At 61.7% G+C, this 17,677-nt stretch carries 10 protein-coding genes and 1 pseudogene; 6 read left to right on the top strand and 5 right to left on the bottom strand.

Annotation, left to right across the window (positions count from 1 at the left end):
* The first annotated feature begins 35 nt into the window (after positions 1 to 35).
* Together LRO94_RS19790 and csrA are read left to right on the top strand one after the other, a co-directional pair.
* Entirely contained in the window at positions 36 to 851 is an 816-nt protein-coding gene (locus tag LRO94_RS19790; RefSeq protein ID WP_032888057.1) for an SDR family oxidoreductase, read from the top strand.
* Between the two features lie 127 nt (positions 852 to 978).
* Positions 979 to 1,176 carry a carbon storage regulator CsrA gene (gene csrA / locus LRO94_RS19785; protein ID WP_179178653.1) on the top strand — a complete coding sequence of 66 codons (198 nt, stop codon included), beginning with the start codon at positions 979 to 981 and terminating at the stop codon, positions 1,174 to 1,176.
* Between the two features lie 7 nt (positions 1,177 to 1,183).
* On the opposite strand, the gene LRO94_RS19780 is transcribed toward csrA, so the two are convergent.
* The 4 genes from LRO94_RS19780 to LRO94_RS19765 form a co-directional block, all read right to left on the bottom strand.
* Positions 1,184 to 1,411 carry a YheU family protein gene (locus LRO94_RS19780; protein ID WP_003192759.1) on the bottom strand — a complete coding sequence of 76 codons (228 nt, stop codon included), beginning with the start codon at positions 1,409 to 1,411 and terminating at the stop codon, positions 1,184 to 1,186.
* A gap of 66 nt (positions 1,412 to 1,477) precedes the next feature.
* Positions 1,478 to 2,671, bottom strand: coding sequence for an osmoprotectant NAGGN system M42 family peptidase (locus LRO94_RS19775; RefSeq protein WP_032888060.1), 1,194 nt, complete (start codon positions 2,669 to 2,671; stop codon positions 1,478 to 1,480).
* A 193-nt stretch (positions 2,672 to 2,864) separates the two neighbouring features.
* Positions 2,865 to 4,613 carry an N-acetylglutaminylglutamine synthetase gene (gene ngg / locus LRO94_RS19770; RefSeq protein ID WP_032888062.1) on the bottom strand — a complete coding sequence of 583 codons (1,749 nt, stop codon included), beginning with the start codon at positions 4,611 to 4,613 and terminating at the stop codon, positions 2,865 to 2,867.
* A 3-nt stretch (positions 4,614 to 4,616) separates the two neighbouring features.
* Positions 4,617 to 6,389 (bottom strand): N-acetylglutaminylglutamine amidotransferase, encoded by a 1,773-nt coding sequence (locus tag LRO94_RS19765; RefSeq protein ID WP_179178654.1) that lies wholly within the window; start codon positions 6,387 to 6,389, stop codon positions 4,617 to 4,619.
* A 227-nt stretch (positions 6,390 to 6,616) separates the two neighbouring features.
* Between LRO94_RS19765 and LRO94_RS28120 the strand changes: the two are divergent.
* A pseudogene (locus LRO94_RS28120) lies at positions 6,617 to 6,847 on the top strand (NEL-type E3 ubiquitin ligase domain-containing protein); the annotation flags it as partial.
* A 31-nt stretch (positions 6,848 to 6,878) separates the two neighbouring features.
* Here the strand turns inward: LRO94_RS28120 and mnmC are convergent.
* Positions 6,879 to 8,876 (bottom strand): bifunctional tRNA (5-methylaminomethyl-2-thiouridine)(34)-methyltransferase MnmD/FAD-dependent 5-carboxymethylaminomethyl-2-thiouridine(34) oxidoreductase MnmC, encoded by a 1,998-nt coding sequence (gene mnmC, locus LRO94_RS19760; RefSeq protein ID WP_179178655.1) that lies wholly within the window; start codon positions 8,874 to 8,876, stop codon positions 6,879 to 6,881.
* 208 nt (positions 8,877 to 9,084) lie between these two features.
* Here mnmC and LRO94_RS19755 point away from each other — a divergent pair, with 208 nt between their 5' ends.
* The 3 genes from LRO94_RS19755 (at position 9,085) to LRO94_RS19745 (ending at position 17,339) form a co-directional block, all read left to right on the top strand.
* A complete protein-coding gene (locus LRO94_RS19755; RefSeq protein WP_179178656.1) occupies positions 9,085 to 13,923 on the top strand; it encodes an NEL-type E3 ubiquitin ligase domain-containing protein in 4,839 nt (1,612 codons plus the stop codon).
* Positions 13,924 to 14,025: 102 nt separating this feature from the next.
* Positions 14,026 to 15,540, top strand: coding sequence for a polyphosphate:AMP phosphotransferase (gene pap, locus LRO94_RS19750; RefSeq protein ID WP_032888070.1), 1,515 nt, complete (start codon positions 14,026 to 14,028; stop codon positions 15,538 to 15,540).
* Positions 15,541 to 16,154: 614 nt separating this feature from the next.
* Positions 16,155 to 17,339: a thiolase family protein gene (locus LRO94_RS19745; RefSeq protein WP_095185477.1), complete on the top strand. Its 1,185-nt coding sequence runs from the start codon at positions 16,155 to 16,157 to the stop codon at positions 17,337 to 17,339.
* Positions 17,340 to 17,677: the final 338 nt, after the last annotated feature.

Below are 17,677 nucleotides of genomic sequence, written 5' to 3'. Positions count from 1 at the left end.
GATCACTTCTTCTGTGAACCACAAGGCAGCTTCCTATGCAAAATCGCATGATGATCACTGGCGCCGGGTCCGGCCTGGGTCGTGAAATCGCTCTGCGCTGGGCCCGCGAGGGTTGGCAATTGGCCTTGTCGGATGTCAGCGAGCCAGGCTTGCAGGAAACCCTCAAGCTCGTGCGCGAGGCCGGGGGCGATGGCTTTACCCAACGTTGCGACGTGCGCGACTACAGCCAGCTCACCGCGTTTGCCCAGGCGTGCGAAGTGAAGCTGGGGGGCATCGATGTGATCGTCAATAACGCTGGCGTCGCCTCGGGTGGTTTCTTTGCCGAACTGTCCCTGGAGGATTGGGACTGGCAGATTGCGATCAATCTGATGGGCGTGGTCAAAGGCTGCAAAGCGTTCCTGCCGCTGCTGGAAAAGAGCAAGGGCCGCATCATCAACATCGCCTCTATGGCGGCGCTGATGCAAGGGCCGGCCATGAGCAACTACAACGTAGCCAAGGCCGGTGTGGTGGCGCTGTCGGAAAGCCTGCTGGTGGAGCTCAAGCAGCAGGAAGTCGGCGTGCATGTGGTATGCCCGTCGTTCTTCCAGACCAACCTGCTGGACTCGTTCCGTGGGCCGACGCCGGCGATGAAGGCCCAGGTGGGCAAGTTGTTGGAGAGTTCGCCGATCTCGGCGGCGGATATTGCCGATTACATCTATCAGCGTGTCGCCGAAGGGGAATTCATGATCTTGCCCCACGAGCAGGGCCGGATGGCCTGGGCGTTGAAGCAGAAGAATCCGCAATTGCTCTACGACGAAATGACTACCATGGCCGACAAGATGCGCGCCAAGGCACAGGCTGTTAAAGGCTAATCAGGTGTTGGTCTGTCAGGCAAATTACCTACTGGTGTAGGTGTTGCCTGATTTAGCTGCGCGCCATTGTTGCATCAACCTTCTGCGCGCATGGTCGAGGTCCTGTCACTCCAAAAGGACAAACGCCATGCTGGTCTTAAGCCGCGCTGTAGGCGAAATCATCTCCATCGGTGATGAGATTACCGTGCGCATCCTGGAACTGAACGGCGACCAAGTGAAATTCGGCATCGCCGCGCCAGCGGGGATCAATGTGCACCGCGCCGAGGTGCATCAGAAAATGCTCGAACGCCAAGCCACTCAATCCCAACCCGCCACCAACCCCTAAAACACCCTCAGTCGAACAGATGCTTGGGCACATCGTGCTTGAGCATCAACTGGCATTGCTCGCTTTCCGGGTCGAACACGATCAGGGCCTGGCCCTTGGTCAGCGCTTGGCGCACGCGCAGCACGCGGGTTTCCAAGGGCGTGTCGTCGCCATTGTCGGTGCCGTCGCGGGTCACGAAGTCTTCGATCAGGCGGGTCAGGGTGTCGACTTCAAGAGCGTCGTAGGGAATCAGCATACAAGCCTCAGATAGAGAATCCCGGCGATGCTACTGTGCCGGGACCCGGGTTGCCAGCAGTGGCTGTTACTCGCCTGAGGACTTGTTGCCCACCAGACTGTCCACCGACGGCACGCGCGTGTCGCTCTCCATCTGTGTTTCATGCTCGATTTGATGACTGAAGCGGTCCAGTGAACCCTGGGCCGGCTGCGCGTCGCTGGCAAAGACCGGCGGGCTGAGGATGTACGCGCCGAGCAAGCGGCTCAGCGCCGCCAGGCTGTCGATATGGGTGCGCTCGTAGCCGTGGGTCGCGTCACAACCAAACGCCAGCAGCGCTGTACGGATATCGTGCCCGGCCGTCACCGCCGAGTGTGCATCGCTGAAGTAATAACGGAACAGATCGCGGCGCACTGGCAGGTCGTTTTCCGATGCGAGGCGCAGCAGGTGGCGGGACAGGTGATAGTCGTACGGCCCGCCGGAATCCTGCATCGCCACACTCACCGCATGTTCGCTGGAGTGCTGGCCGGGGGCGACCGGGGCGATGTCGATGCCGACAAACTCACTCACATCCCACGGCAGGGCTGCCGCCGCACCGCTGCCGGTTTCTTCGGTGATGGTGAACAGCGGATGGCAGTCGATCAGCAACGGCTCGCCGCTGTCGACGATGGCCTTGAGCGCGGCGAGCAGGGCGGCGACCCCCGCTTTATCGTCCAGGTGGCGTGCGCTGATATGCCCGCTCTCGGTGAACTCGGGCAGCGGGTCAAAGGCGACGTAGTCACCGACGCTGATCCCCAGGGAGTCGCAGTCGGCGCGGGTTGCGCAGTAAGCATCCAGGCGCAGCTCTACGTGGTCCCAGCTCACCGGCATTTCATCCACGGCGGTGTTGAACGCATGCCCGGAGGCCATCAGCGGCAACACGCTGCCGCGAATCACACCGTTGTCGGTGAACAGGCTGACGCGGCTGCCTTCGGCAAAACGGCTGGACCAGCAGCCTACTGGCGCCAGGGTCAGGCGGCCGTTGTCCTTGATCGCACGCACGGCGGCGCCAATGGTGTCCAAGTGCGCCGACACAGCACGGTCGGGGCTGTTTTTCTGGCCCTTGAGGGTTGCGCGGATGGTGCCGCGGCGGGTCATTTCAAACGGGATACCCAGCTCTTCGAGGCGCTCGGCGACGTAGCGCACGATGGTGTCGGTAAAGCCGGTAGGGCTGGGAATGGCGAGCATTTCCAACAGCACTTTTTGCAGGTAGTTGAGATCCGGTTCGGGGATGGTTCGGCTCATAAAGACTCCTGATGAAATAAGGGCAACCCGTGGGGCTGTCGTGGCGAGCGGGCTTTTTGTGGTGAGCGGGCTTGACCCGCGCTGGGCTGCGAAGCAGCCCCTAGTCCAGGCAACGCGCGCTTCGAGTCAACACTCATTGGCAGGTTTTGGGGCTGGTTCGCAGCCCCGCGCGGCAAGCCCGCTCACCACAGGGTTATTGAGCCGTCGGCTGGCTATGGGGAAATAACAGGTCCACAAACTTCTCTGCCGTCGGTTGCGGTTCATGGTTGGCCAATCCGGCCCGCTCGTTGGCTTCGATAAACACGTACTCAGGTTGATCGGCAGCGGGGACCATCAGGTCCAGACCGACCATGGGAATGTCGAGGGCACGGGCGGCGCGCACGGCGGCGTCGACCAGGGTCGGGTGCAGGATCGCGGTGACGTCTTCCAGGCAACCGCCGGTGTGCAGGTTGGCGGTGCGGCGCACGGCGAGTGTCTGGCCACGGGGCAGGACACTGCTGTAGTCATAACCGGCGGCGTGCAGGGTGCGTTCGGTTTCCGCGTCCAGCGGGATTTTGCTCTCGCCGTCGGTCGCCGCTTGACGTCGTCGGCTCTGCGCTTCAATCAGCGCGCCGATGGAGTGCTGGCCGTCACCGGTGACTTCAGCAGGGCGGCGGATAGCGGCGGCGACCACCTCGAAACCGATCACCAGGATGCGCAAATCCAGCCCTTCATGAAAACTTTCCAGCAGCACGCGGCTGTCAAATTGGCGCGCAGCCTCGATGGCCTGCTGCACTTCTTCGATACTGTGCAGATCCACCGCCACGCCCTGGCCTTGCTCGCCATCCAGGGGCTTGACGACGATGCGCTGGTGTTCATCCAGGAATTCCAGATTGTCATCAGCACTGCCCGCTAATTGTTGCGACGGCAGCTTCAAACCGGCGGCTTTAAGCGCCTTGTGGGTCAGGCTCTTGTCCTGGCACAACGTCATGCTGATCGCGCTGGTCAGGTCGCTCAAAGACTCACGACAACGCACGCGCCGCCCGCCATGGCTGAGGGTGAACAAACCGGCGTCGGCGTCATCCACCTGCACATCAATACCGCGCCGGTGTGCTTCTTCGACAATGATCCGCGCATAGGGATTGAACCCCGCCTGCGGGCCAGGGCCGAGGAACAGCGGCTGGTTGATGCCGTTCTTGCGTTTGATCGCAAAGGTGGTCAGCGCGCGGAACCCGAGCTTGGCATAGAGGCTCTTGGCCTGGCGGTTGTTGTGCAGCACCGACAGGTCGAGGTAGCTCAGGCCCCGGCTCATAAAGTGTTCCACCAAGTGGCGTACCAACACCTCGCCCACACCGGGGCGCGTGCACTGCGGGTCGACCGCCAGGCACCACAGGCTGCAGCCGTTTTCCGGGTCGTGAAAAGCCTTTTGATGGTTGAGGCCCATCACGCTGCCGATCACTGCGCCGCTGTCTTCGTCCTCGGCCAGCCAGTACACCGGGCCGCCTTGATGGCGCGGCGTCAGGCGCTCGGCGTCAACCGGCAACATGCCACGGCACTGGTACAACTGGTTGACCGCCAACCAGTCGGCCTCGGTCTGCACGCGGCGAATACGAAAGCCGCGAAACACCCGGGTGGCGGGGCGGTAGTCAGTGAACCACAGGCGCAAAGTGTCCGAGGGATCGAGGAACAACTGCTGCGGATCAATCCCGAGGATCTGCTGCGGCGCGGCCACATACAGCGCGATGTCGCGTTCGCCGGGTTGTTCGTTGAGCAGTTCCCCCGCCAGGCTCGCCGGGTCCGGAAACGTATGGCCGATCAATAGCCGGCCCCAGCCGCAATGCACGGCAATAGGCTCGGCGGCCAGCGGGCTGCCATCTTCGGCGAGTCGGGCTTGCAGGCGCTCGTAGGTTGGCGCCTGGCCCTTCAGCAAGCGTTGGCTGTAAGCCGCTGCGTGGGGTTTCATCAATCAGATTCCTTGTTCGCTGAGCCACAGGTTCAGCGCTGCCAATTGCCACAGCTTGGAGCCGCGCAACGGGGTCAATTGGCCTTGGGGGTCGGTCAGCAAGCGGTCAAGCATGGCCGGGTTGAACAGGCCGCGATCCTGGCTCGGGTCCAGCAGCAATTCACGCACCCAGTTGAGAGTGTCGCCTTGCAGATGCTTGAGGCCGGGCACCGGGAAGTAACCTTTCTTGCGGTCGATGACTTCGCTCGGGATCACCCGGCGTGCCGCCTCTTTGAGCACTTGCTTGCCGCCGTCGGGCAACTTGAACTTGCCCGGGACGCGTGCCGACAGTTCCACCAGGCGGTAATCCAAGAACGGCGTGCGTGCTTCGAGGCCCCAGGCCATGGTCATGTTGTCGACGCGTTTGACCGGGTCGTCCACCAGCATCACCGTGCTGTCCAGGCGTAAAGCCTTGTCCACTGCCGCATCGGCGCCGGGCATGGCGAAATGTTCGCGTACGAAGTCGCCGGCGGCGTCGTTGGCGGTCAGCCATTTGGGCGCGACGGTGGCGGCATAGTCGTCGTAGCTGCGGTCGAAGAACGCCTCGCGGTAGGCGGCATACGGGTCGCTGGCGCCGTCGACATGCGGGTACCAGTGGTAACCGGCGAACAGTTCGTCGGCGCCCTGGCCGCTCTGCACCACTTTGCAATGCTTGGCCACTTCCCGCGACAGCAGGTAGAAGGCGATACAGTCGTGGCTGACCATCGGTTCACTCATGGCGCGGAAGGCGGCCGGGAGTTGATCGATGATCTCGCTTTCGGCGATGCGCAATTGGTGATGACGGGTGCCGTAGTGCTTGGCGATCAGGTCGGAGTATTGGAACTCGTTGCCTGCCTCGCCACCGGCGTCTTCAAAACCGATGGAGAAGGTGGACAGATCCTGCACGCCGACTTCGCGCAGCAGGCCAACGAGCATGCTTGAATCCACACCACCGGAGAGCAATACGCCGACATCCACGGCAGCACGTTGACGGATCGCCACGGCTTCGCGGGTGCTGTCGAGTACGCGGTCGGTCCAGTCTTCCAGCGTGAGGTTTTTCTCGTCCTCATGGGGGCCGTAAAGCAGCGTCCACCAGGTTTTCTGTTCGGTGTTGCCATTGGCGTCGATGCGCATCCAGCTCGCTGGCGGCAGTTTTTCGATGCCTGCCAGCAAGGTGCGCGGCGCCGGCACCACGGCGTGGAAGTTCAGGTAGTGATTGAGCGCTACCGGATCGAGGATCGGGTTGATATCGCCGCCCTTGAGCAGCGCCGGCAATGCTGAGGCAAAGCGCAGGCGTTGACCGGTGCGCGACAGGTACAGGGGTTTTACGCCGAGACGGTCACGGGCGATGAACAGGCGCTGGGCGTCGCGTTCCCAGATGGCGAAGGCGAACATGCCATTGAGCTTGGGCAACAGCGCTTCGCCCCAGGCGTGGTAACCCTTGAGCAGCACTTCGGTGTCACCACCGGAATAGAAGGCGTAGCCAAGGGCTTCCAGCTCTTCACGCAATTCCGGAAAGTTATAAATCGCGCCGTTGAACGCCAGGGACAGGCCCAATTGGGCGTCGACCATCGGTTGGGCGGAGCCGTCCGACAGGTCCATGATTTTCAGGCGTCGATGGCCCAGGGCAATCGGCCCTTGGGCATGGAAGCCCCACGCGTCAGGGCCGCGTGGCGCCAAGTGATGGGTGATTCGCTCCACCGCTGCCAGGTCGGCAGGTTGGTGATCGAAACGTAACTCGCCAGCTAATCCGCACATAAATTCCTTACCGGTTTTTCCGTTGGGGAGAGAAAAGGTCACCGCGCACAAATGGCGGGTACCCAGAAACTGACCGGGGTGCATCGGCGGAGTTTTAGATCAATCTGTTATAAGGCAAAAGGCCGTAGGTCTTGTATCGGCCCGGTGTCTACCCAAAACCGCAGCGCAGCAAGCGGGGTTTTTATACCGCTTTCGTCCGACATCGTCGGTTTAGCGTGGGCGTGGGCATGGGCTACCTGGAAGGCGACATCACCCGCCTCAACGAGCAGAAAGCCCGCCAATTGTGGCTGGACGAGCGCTTGCCGCGCGATTCGCGCAGCACCTCCACCTGGCAGGGACTTAGGGATGAACCGGGTTCGGATGGCCTGTTCAAGCTGCTCTCGGAGCTGGGTGGCACGGCGGACTCCATGAATGCCCGTGAAGACATGACGCACAGGGTCCGGCGCGTGCTGCAGGCGGCCGTTGACGACACGCGCTTGCGCGCGGCGATCAGCGCGCGGGCGTGTTCACGTTGCTGCGCACCAGCGCGCGCACCGCGAAGCGATTGGGGTGACACGCCTCGGCCACGCTGCGCGGCAGTGGCAGCGGTTCGTCGTGCAGCCAGGCGGCGAGCAGCTCGCCGCATAGCGGTGCGGTGATCAACCCGCGCGAACCGTGGCCGCTGTTGACGTACAGGCCGTCGAGCCACGGGCACGGCGCCTGCGGCACGTGGCGGGCGTCCTTGCGCAGCGCGGCGTAGGTGTCGGCGAACGGCGCGCTGTCTGCCAGCGGGCCGACAATCGGCAGGTAGTCGGGGCTGGTGCAGCGGAAGGCGGCGCGACCCTCAAGGTCCTCGGCCGGGAGGGCGTCGGCGTGCAGGCGCTGTACCAGGTCTGGGGAGATCTCGTGCAGCAGCGCCAGGTTGCCCGCGTGCTCGGCGGCGGTGGGCGTGAGGTCCTGGCTTTTGAAATCAAAGCTGGCGCCTAGGGTATGTTCGCCCAGGCGAGCCGGTGCCACGTAGCCTTCGGCGCACACCACGCTGCTCAGCGCTGCGCTGGCGGCGGTTTGCGGCAGGCGTGTGATCTGCCCGCGGATGCGTTTGAGTGGCAGCTCCGCACAGGCGGCAAACCGCGTGACGTCGGCGGCGCCCGCCAGCACCACCACCGGCGCGCTGGCCAGCAGGGTTTCACCGTCCCAGGCCTGCCAGTGGCCGTCGACTTTGCGCAGTTGCAGTACGTCACGATGGGTCAGCAACTCAACACCCGGTTGTGTGGCTTGCCACTGGCACAGTGCGGGCGGATGCACCCAGCCACCTTCAGGGAAAAACAGCCCGCCGGTTTGCAACGCGATGCCGGCCCGGACCTGGGCCTGATCCTTGTCCAGCAGATGCAGCAGGTCTGGTGCAAACGCCTGCGCCAATTGTGCCTGGCGTTCGGCTTCCTTGGCATTGAAGGCCAGTTGCAGCACGCCGCAGCCGTCCCAATCCACCCCGCGTTGCAGCTGTTCCAACAGGCGCCGGGTGTGGCCGAAGCCACTGACGATCATCTGCGACAACGCTGTGCCGTGGGCCGATAGCTTTAGGTACAGCACGCCTTGCGGGTTACCCGATGCCTCTTCGGCCAAGCCGGCGTGGCGTTCCAGCAGGCTGACCTGCCAGCCGCGCGCCGCCAGGCTGGCCGCGCTGGCGCAACCGGCGAGGCCGCCGCCGATCACCAGGGCGCGGCGCTCGCCGTTAAATGCAGGTGGTCGCGCGAACCAGGGTTTGATGGCAGCCGGCGCGGGTGTCTCCGCCGGCCAGCCAAGGAACTCGCCGCGCAGGATTTCCCACTTGTGGCCAATCCCCGGCGTGCGCTTCATCTTGAACCCGGCGGCGTTGATCAGGCGCCGCACCCAGCCGGTGCTGGTGAAGGTGCTAATGGTCGAACCCGGCGCGGCCAGGCGTGCCAGCTCGGCAAACAGCTCGGCGGTCCACATGTCGGGGTTTTTCGCCGGGGCGAAACCGTCGAGAAACCACGCGTCGATCTGCGCATCCAGTTGCGGTAGCTGCTCCAGAGCATCACCGATCAACAGGGTCAGGGTGACGCGGCCATTGTCCAGCACCAGACGCTGGAAGCCCTGGTGGATGGCGACATACTGCGCCAGCAACTGCTCGGCCCAGGGCTTGAGTTCTGGCCACAGGGCCAGAGCACGTTGCAGGTCGGCGTGGCTCAGGGGGTACTTCTCCACGCTGACAAAGTGCAGGCGGGCGCCGGACACGGCGTGCTGATCAAACAACTGCCAGGCACACAGGAAATTCAACCCGGTACCAAAGCCGGTCTCGCCAATCACCAATCGTCCGCCCACGGGAAGCGCGGCAAAGCGCTGTTGCAGGTGGTTCTGTTCAAGGAACACATAACGGGTTTCGTCCAGGCCCGACTGATCGGAGAAGTACACGTCGTCGAAGACCCGCGAACGCGGGCGTCCCTGGTCGTCCCAGTCAAGTTGGGCATGTGGCGATACGGGGTTCATGGGCAACTCGGCAAAGGCAAGGCGGCCATTCTAGCCGATCGTGGCGGTGGCGACCGATCCGGGCTGGGCGGTGGTGGTAGCCCGCTGATACTTGCATGCAAAAAATGCCCGAATCGGTCCGGGTAACGATCAACTATCTGCGTAAATTCAAAGGCTTGCGTCGGGGTATGGTGAATGACTGATTAATGGGCAATAAGGGATATTGCAGATGCCGGACCAGGATGATTTGACCAAGACATGCACCCAATTGACGCAGCGCCAGTTGCAAGCCGCGCTACTGGAAATCACCAGCGACCTGCCCAAGGCCGAGGTCCTGCAAAAGCGCCTGCCGGGCTGGCTGATAAACGCCCCCAAAGGTGTACTGGAGGCACTGGAACGGGACGCGGCGCAGATTGATGAGGCCAGGGCCGCTGTCGCCGGACGCCTGCTCCCATTACGCTCCCTGGATGAGTTTTGCAGTGCGCAATTGAAGGCTTACTGCCAGAAGCACTGGCAGGTCACGATTGAACCGCAGAAGGACCTGTTCGTGCGGGCCTTCTATGAATACCAGAAAGAAGTCCTGCCGCTGGATTATGTCAGGACCATCAAGCTGGAACAGCAGACCCTGCTGCACATGGCCCTGCAGAACTTTACCGAGGACGAGACGCAAGAGGCGCATTTTCCACAGCAGTCGCGGCTGCAATTCGGCTCAGCCTCACGTGGGGTGATCCCCGTCTCCGTGCAGGCATTTGCCAAGGGCTGTCGCGACCTTGATGTAGGCGGCTTGTATCAGCAGCACATCAGTGACGTGTTCAACCTTGACGCTGGCGCGCCGGGCGATGACGCCTACCTCAATGGTGTAGCGCTCGACATCGGTTGGATGAAAACCCTGGATGTGAAAATCGACGCGCACATTGCCTGCATGCGTGGCGATATCACCGGCGAGACCTATGACCTGTTATGCACACTGCTGGATCGGAAGATGGATCCTGAGCAGGCCAGGGGCCTGTTGTTTCAAGGGCGCCAGGTTATCTGGCAGGGCTTGAATGCGCTGGATTGCTGCCTGTGGAGCGTGCTGGTGTTTTCCGGCTGGCCAATTGCCGATTACCCGCAGGAGCCCTGTGTGGTGTACATGCCCAATGAGCCGGGGCGACCGTTTTTTGAGTACCCATCGCTCAACGATTTCAAGGTCTACCTGGACTTGAAGCTGGAAGTCAGCACCTACCGCACGTTCTTTGCGCGTTACCTGGGCGAAATAGACCGAGTCGGTTTTTTCAGTCGTTTTGACCAGCACCGTACCTTGGGCGTGTTGGAGGCCAGGGCCATCACCACTAGCCTGGCGCAGCACTTTTTTGCGACCTATGCGGGCAAACTGCAAATCGACGCCCGCACCCTGGCGGTCCCGGTGGTGGATGTCGACGAGCAGGTGCGCAAACAGCGTCTGCAGGAGTATCTGGACGCCGGGCTGACGTTGCTCAACCTTGCTGGTTTTATAGTCCCGGCATTGGGCCTGTTGATGACCAGCGTGGCGGTGGGACAGATGCTCGGCGAGGTGTACGACGGTATCGAGGACTGGCGCCGTGGCGACAAGGAGGAGGCGCTCGGACAGTTGGTGGCCGTGGCGCAGGACATCACGTCAATGGTGTTGTTCGCCGCGGGGGCCAAGGTGGTGGGCAAGGTATTCAAGCGCACCCGACAAAGCTATGCCGGTTACTTCAAAACGTTGGAAGCGGTGCGTTCGAGGGATGGGCAGCCACGGTTGTGGCGGCCTGACATCGGACAGTATTCCCACGATCATCACCTGATCGACGACGTGGCTGCCGACGCGCAAGGCCTCTACCAGGTGGGCGCTCGCTCATACGTCAAAGTCGGCGACAACCTGCATCAGGTGACCTATGAGCCGCAGCAGGGACTGTGGCGGGCCAGCCACCGTACGCGGCAAACGGCCTATCGTCCGGTGATGCTGCACAACGGTGAGGGGGCCTGGCGTTTTTCATTCGAAGATCCCGAGGAGTGGGAAGACCAGGACTATTTGTTTTCCCGCCTGGAGCCGAGCAGTCGTCACCCCGCATTGGACTCGCGCAAGCTGCGGCTGGTTAACGACATCATCGACAAGCCCCACCGCTGGGGGTATCACCTGGCGCAGGAATGCCTGCCCTTTGCGGCGCGCTTTCGTGATCTGTATGAGCGTTTTCGGTTGGAGCAGTCGATTCGCGACCTGGTGTGGCTGTTGGAGCGCGGGGGGTACCGCAATGGGCAAAGTGCGACCGCGCAAATGCACGCGTTGCCGCTGCTGCCGGGTTGGCCCCAAGGTCGTTATTTTGAGGTGCTGAATGCTCAAGGTGGCGTCACGGCGCGTTATCCCGCCGCCGGCCCGTTTGAGGCGTCTCAGGCATTGCGCCTCAGCGAGCAGGCCCTGGGTGAAGGGCAGGTGTTTGACGTGTTGCTGTCAGGCCTGGATACGCAACAAAAGGTCGGACTGTTGGGTGAAGGCGTGTCCGCCAATGAGGAGCACACAGCGTTGGCGCGTCAATTGCTCGCACAGCTCAAGGCTGATCGAAGACCGTTGTTTGAACAGTTGTATCAGGCCTACGACGGGCCAGTGCCCGAGGAGTGGGCGCCGCTGCGTCAGGCCTGCCCGCAACTGCCCACCCGCGTGATGCGCGAGCTGATGGCCCAGGCATCCTCCGTTGAGCGCCAAGCCCTGCGCGACACTCAGCGGGTGCCAATGGCCCTGGCAGAAGCGGTGCGCTTGAGCGCAGAGACACAGCGCCTGGATCGTGCTTTGGCCGGTTTCGAGCAGCCGGAGTTGGCCGGTCTCGACACCCAGTGTGTGGCGGTGCGCATGCTGCCGCGCGTCGAAGGTTGGGATAGCGCGTTGCAACTGGAATTGCGCCAGGATTCGCCCACCGGGTCACTGTTGGCCCTGGGCGCGAGGGAGGGCGCGAGCGTACGTCGAGTGGTGGTCAGTTCGGCGGCGGGCTTTTCGCCGTTCGACGCCAACGGCGTCAGTATGGGGCCGACCCAGGCCGGTTCCGACGGGCTGTTCGAGGCGATTATACAAACGCTCTCGGACACCCAGCGCAGCGCCCTGGAACTCCCGCTGAACCCGAGCGAAGGTGGATGGAGGTTGCGCCGTAGGGTGGCGGCCCGCGCGCAGAGCGAGCGTGTGGTGGCGGGCGAAGCGTTTTCCGACAAGGCTGGCGAGCCACTGGAACAGGAGGTCTCCTGCCGCATGGCGGACTCTCCGACCAGCCCGCTGCCGCTCGCTTCACCTCTGGTGCGCAAGGTGCGCAAAATCTATCCGCTGTTCAGTGACGTACAGGCAGCAGAGTTGCTGCGCAGCCTGGGGACCGATGCCCTGGCCCAAGCCAAGGCCGTTGCCCGTCTGCAGGCTGACCTGGAACGCCTGCGCACGGTCCTCAAACACTGGAAGAGCAACGTCGGCGACCTGGCGGCGCAGCCGGGCATGGGGGATGTCCGCGAGAGCCGCCAGCAAGTGGCCGAGCGGATTGAAGCCTGCTGGCGCCGCCAGAGCTTTGTCCTCGACGATCAACAAGTGCCCGTGCCGGGGCTGATATTGGATGGCATGCGCGTGGGCGCATTGCCGAACCTGCCCCCCGAAATCCGCTTTGACCATGTTCGGCAACTGTCCCTGAAAAACATGCGTCTGGGCGATGATGTGGCGTATTTCCTCAAGTGCTTCAAGGGGCTGCGGCGCCTCAACCTGGACCGCAACCGCCTGAGCCGGCTCCCGGAATACCTCTCGCGGATGCCCGAACTGAACAGTTTGTCCTTGCCCCACAATCAACTGGCGCTGACGACGTATACCCAGCGAAAACTGGCTGATATGCACACGCTGCGTCTGTTGGACCTGAGCCACAACCCCATCGAGGCGCATCTGGACGTGAGTAACATGCGCGATTTGCAAACCCTGTTACTGCAGGACGCCAGGCTGGTGGACTTGCCCGTCGGGATCGCACGCCTGGCCCATCTGGAACAGGTCGACCTGCGCAGCAACTGGATCACGGTATTGCCCGACTGGTTGTTTGCGTCGACACGCAGGTACAGCCAGGCGATCAATCTGGGTGGCAACCCATTGTCCTCGACGACAATGACGGCGCTGATTCGCTACCGCGATGCAGTGGGCATTGGCATGGGCTATGTGGAGGACGATCAGTCACGTTTCACCGAGTTGAAGGCCAGGCGGACCTGGCTGCCGGACGAGGTAGCGGCCGCCGATGCCGGCAAGCGGGCGATATGGGCCAACCTGCGCGACGATCCGGAATCGGTGCCGCTGATGACGTTGTTGGCGCAACTCTCCGGCGCCGCCGACAGCCGTTACGTGCGTGAGGACATGACCCGGCGTGTCTGGGAGGTCCTGCAGGCGACCCATGACAGCGTCGAGTTGCGCGAGCAGGTGTTTCAACTGGTGGCCCATCCGGCGAACTGTGTCGATGGCGCGACAGAGATTTTCAGCCAGGTCGAAGTGCTCAAGGCCGTGGCGAACGCCACGCGCCAGGCCGGCCGTGGGCAAGGCAACTCCGGGGTGCTGCTGACCCTGGGGCGCGGCTTGTTTCGCCTCAGTGAGCTGGAAAAGATTGCCGCCACTTACGCCGCCGAACATGCCAGCGAAGACCCGCTTGAGGTCAGCCTGGCGTATCGGGTCGGTTTGGCGAAGATCCTGCAGTTGCCGGGGCAACCCAAACACATGCGCTACGGGTCATTGGCTGACTTGACCAGCGAGAACCTGGAGCGGGCGCATGAGCAAGTCCTCATTGCCGAGCTGTCGCCGGTATTTTTGCGGTTTATTGCCCAACTCTCGTTCTGGAAGGCCCATCTCAAACAGCAGTTTCCCGAGACGTTCAGGCGCGCTGCCGAGCCGTTTGACAGTCAACAGCAGGCGCTCTTCGAGAACAGTCAGAACCTCACCGATGGTGAATACCTGGCACAAATGGAAGGCCTGCGCGCGCCGCGCAGGCAGGCGATCAACGAGGTGATGGAGCGGCTGACCCAGCAGATGATGAAGTATCAGGACCTGGATATCTGCCATCTACCTGAAGACTAGCCGGCAGGGTTGCTGATTGATCCATGGCAAGCGCTATTCAATTGCTTGCCCGTGGTGCAGCCCAATCCGCTAGTCTTGATTGATCTTGGAAGGGAGTTGCCCATGTTCGAATCCGCAGAAATTGGTCACGCCGTCGACAAAGACACCTACGACGCCGAAGTGCCGGCCCTGCGTGAAGCGTTGTTGGAAGTGCAGTACGAGCTGCAACAGCAAAAGCGCTTCCCGGTGATCATCCTGATTAATGGCGTAGAAGGTGCTGGCAAAGGCGAGACCGTCAAGCTGCTCAATGAGTGGATGGACCCGCGCCTGATCGAAGTCCGTACCTTCGATCAGCAAACCGATGAGGAACTGGCCCGCCCGCCGGCCTGGCGGTACTGGCGGCAGTTGCCCGCCAAGGGCCGCATGGGTGTCTTTTTCGGCAACTGGTACAGCCAGATGCTGCAAGGCCGCGTACATGGGCAGATCAAGGACGCGCGTCTCGATCAGGCCATCGCCGGTGCCGAGCGCCTGGAAAAAATGCTCTGTGATGAAGGTGCGCTGATCTTCAAATTCTGGTTTCACCTTTCCAAGAAACAGATGAAGGCGCGGCTAAAGGCCTTGGCCGACGACCCACTGCACAGTTGGCGCATCAGCCCGCTGGACTGGCAGCAATCACAGACCTACGACAAGTTCGTGCACTTTGGCGAGCGGGTGCTGCGTCGCACCAGCCGCGACTACGCGCCGTGGCATGTGATCGAAGGTGTCGACAGCAATTACCGCAGCCTCACCGTGGGCAAGCTACTGCTCGAAGGCATGCAAACCGCGTTGAAACTGCCCAAAGGCAAGGCCAGCGGCATGAACCCCGCGCCGCTGATACCGTCGGTGGACAAGAAGGGGCTGCTCGACAGCCTCGACTTGAGCCAGCATCTGGACAAGGACGATTACGAAGAACAACTGATCACCGAACAGGCGCGCTTCTCCGGCCTGATGCGTGACAAACGCATGCGCAAGCACGCCTTGATCACGGTGTTCGAAGGCAATGATGCGGCGGGCAAGGGCGGCGCGATTCGCCGGGTTGCAGCGGCGCTGGACCCACGCCAATACCATATCGTGCCGATTGCCGCGCCCAGTGAGGATGAACGCGCCCAACCGTACCTATGGCGGTTCTGGCAGAAGATCCCGGCGCGCGGCATGTTCACCGTGTTCGACCGCTCGTGGTACGGCCGCGTGCTGGTGGAGCGAGTCGAAGGTTTCTGCTCTGCGGCGGACTGGATGCGCGCCTATGGCGAGATCAATGACTTTGAAGAACAACTGCGTGATGCGGGCGTGATCGTGGTCAAGTTCTGGCTGGCGATTGACAAGGACACGCAGTTGGAACGCTTTCAGGCCCGTGAGGAAATCCCTTTCAAACGCTTCAAAATCACCGAAGACGACTGGCGCAACCGCGACAAGTGGGACGACTACCGCGCGGCGGTGGGCGATATGGTTGACCGTACCAGCACCGAAATCTCGCCCTGGACCCTGGTGGAGGCCAATGACAAGCGCTGGGCGCGGGTCAAGGTGCTTCGCACGATTAACCTTGCTTTAGAAGAAGCGTTCGCCAAGTCCGACAAGCACGATAAAAAGAAGAAGAAATAACTACGCGGTTTGCGCGCCGTGCTGGTTGGGGAGCGCAGACTTTTTTTGGTGAGCTGGCGTTGTGTGGTGCGTTTGCTTTTTGTGGTGAGCAGGCTTTGTATGGTGGGTTCGCTTTTTGTAGTGAGCAGGCTTGCCCTGCGCTGGGGCGCGAAGCGGCCCCAATCCAGTCGCCGCGTTTCTCCAGGCAGAACCCAATGGCCGGTTTTAGGGCCGCTTCGCAGCCCAGCGCAGGGCAAGCCTGCTCACCACAAAGGTTGTGTTCGCCATCAGGTATAGGCTCACCGCAAAGAGCCTATTCACCTCAACAATCGACCCCACCCGTGCGGGTTGAGGAGAGCAGGATTTTTTGCGGTGATTGTGCTTTTTGTGGTGACCCGGCTGTGTGTGGTGATTTTGCTTTTTATGGTGAGCTGCCGTTGTGTGGTGTGTGGTGACTTTGCTTTTCGCAGTGAGCAGGCCTGCCCCGCGCCGGGGCGCGAAGCGGTCCCACCCCAAAGTCCCACTGCTTCAACCAGCCATGGTTTTGTATATGCCGGGTGAATGATCATCGCGGTTGCCTGGGCCTGGATCTATCCTCGATCCATCGCCCAACAACCACAAGATCGAGGTAGCCCATGCGTGAAGTAGTCATCGTCGACAGCGTACGAACCGGCCTGGCCAAGTCCTTTCGCGGCAAGTTCAACCAGACCCGTCCGGATGACATGGCGGCTCATTGCGTCAACGCGCTGCTCACCCGCAACGGCATCGACCCGGCGACGGTTGAAGATTGCATCGTCGGCGCGGGCTCCAATGAGGGGGCCCAGGGCTACAACATCGGGCGTAACGTGGCGGTACTGTCGCAACTGGGCACTGGCACGGCGGGCATGACCCTCAACCGCTTCTGCTCATCGGGCTTGCAGGCGATTGCCATCGCTGCCAACCAGATCGCCTCGGGCTGTAGCGACATCATCGTCGCCGGTGGCGTCGAGTCCATCAGTCTGACCATGAAAAGCGTCAACACCGACAACCTGATCAACCCGCTGCTCAAAGAGCAAGTACCGGGCATTTACTTCCCCATGGGCCAGACCGCCGAAATCGTCGCGCGCCGCTACAACGTCAGCCGCGAAGAACAGGATCTCTACGCCCTGCAAAGCCAGCAACGTACCGCCCAAGCCCAGGCCGATGGTTTGTTCAATGACGAAATCGTGCCGATGGCGGTCAAGTACAAGGTCGAGGACAAAAACACCGGCGCGGTGCAGATTCTCGACGGCGTGGTCGATCGCGACGACTGCAACCGCCCCGACACCACCCTGGCGAGCCTGCAAGGCTTGAAACCAGTGTTCGCCGAGGACGGCTCGGTGACAGCGGGTAACTCGTCGCAACTGTCCGACGGCGCCTCGATGACCCTGGTGATGAGCCTGGAAAAAGCCCTGGAACTGGGGCTCAAGCCCAAGGCGTTTTTCCGTGGCTTCACCGTGGCTGGCTGCGAGCCGGACGAAATGGGCATCGGTCCGGTGTTCTCAGTGCCCAAGCTGCTCAAGGCGCGTGGCTTGCAAGTGGCGGATATCGACCTGTGGGAACTCAACGAAGCGTTTGCCTCGCAGTGCCTGTACGCGCGCAATCGTCTGGAAATCGACAACGCCAAATACAACGTCAACGGCGGATCGATTTCCATCGGCCACCCGTTCGGCATGACCGGTTCGCGGCAAGTGGGGCATCTGGTGCGTGAGTTGCAACGGCGTAACCTGCGTTACGGCGTCGTAACCATGTGCGTGGGCGGAGGCATGGGCGCCACCGGTTTGTTTGAGGTCGCACGCTAGTCACTTGAGTTTCGCGCTTCGGGTCGTTCGTACTCGATCAATGCAGAGGGGGGCTTGTCCTCCCTTTGCGCATCTGCTGTTCAGTTATCTCAAAACCGCACTTTTAGTTGCTTGCTTAGTTGGGGTTTTCCAACGGGAGCGGTGATTTTTTAGTGCCTGTAATCTCATTCTTACAGATGTAATCTTGGTTAAAATATTCTCATTAATCTGCGTGTAGTCTAATTCCTTCAGCACTTTTTAAAGTTTTGGCAGATTGCCATGTTTTTCCTGCGAGTGTTAGTGGCTCACGGCTACTTCGTTAAGGGAAATGGACGGCTTACTTGTTTGTGCGTCATGTA

Source organism: Pseudomonas sivasensis (assembly GCF_021391435.1).
Classification (GTDB): Bacteria; Pseudomonadota; Gammaproteobacteria; order Pseudomonadales; family Pseudomonadaceae; genus Aquipseudomonas; species Aquipseudomonas sivasensis.
Note: the sequence above shows the minus strand (reverse complement) of the source record. Positions and strands in the feature narration are given on the sequence as shown.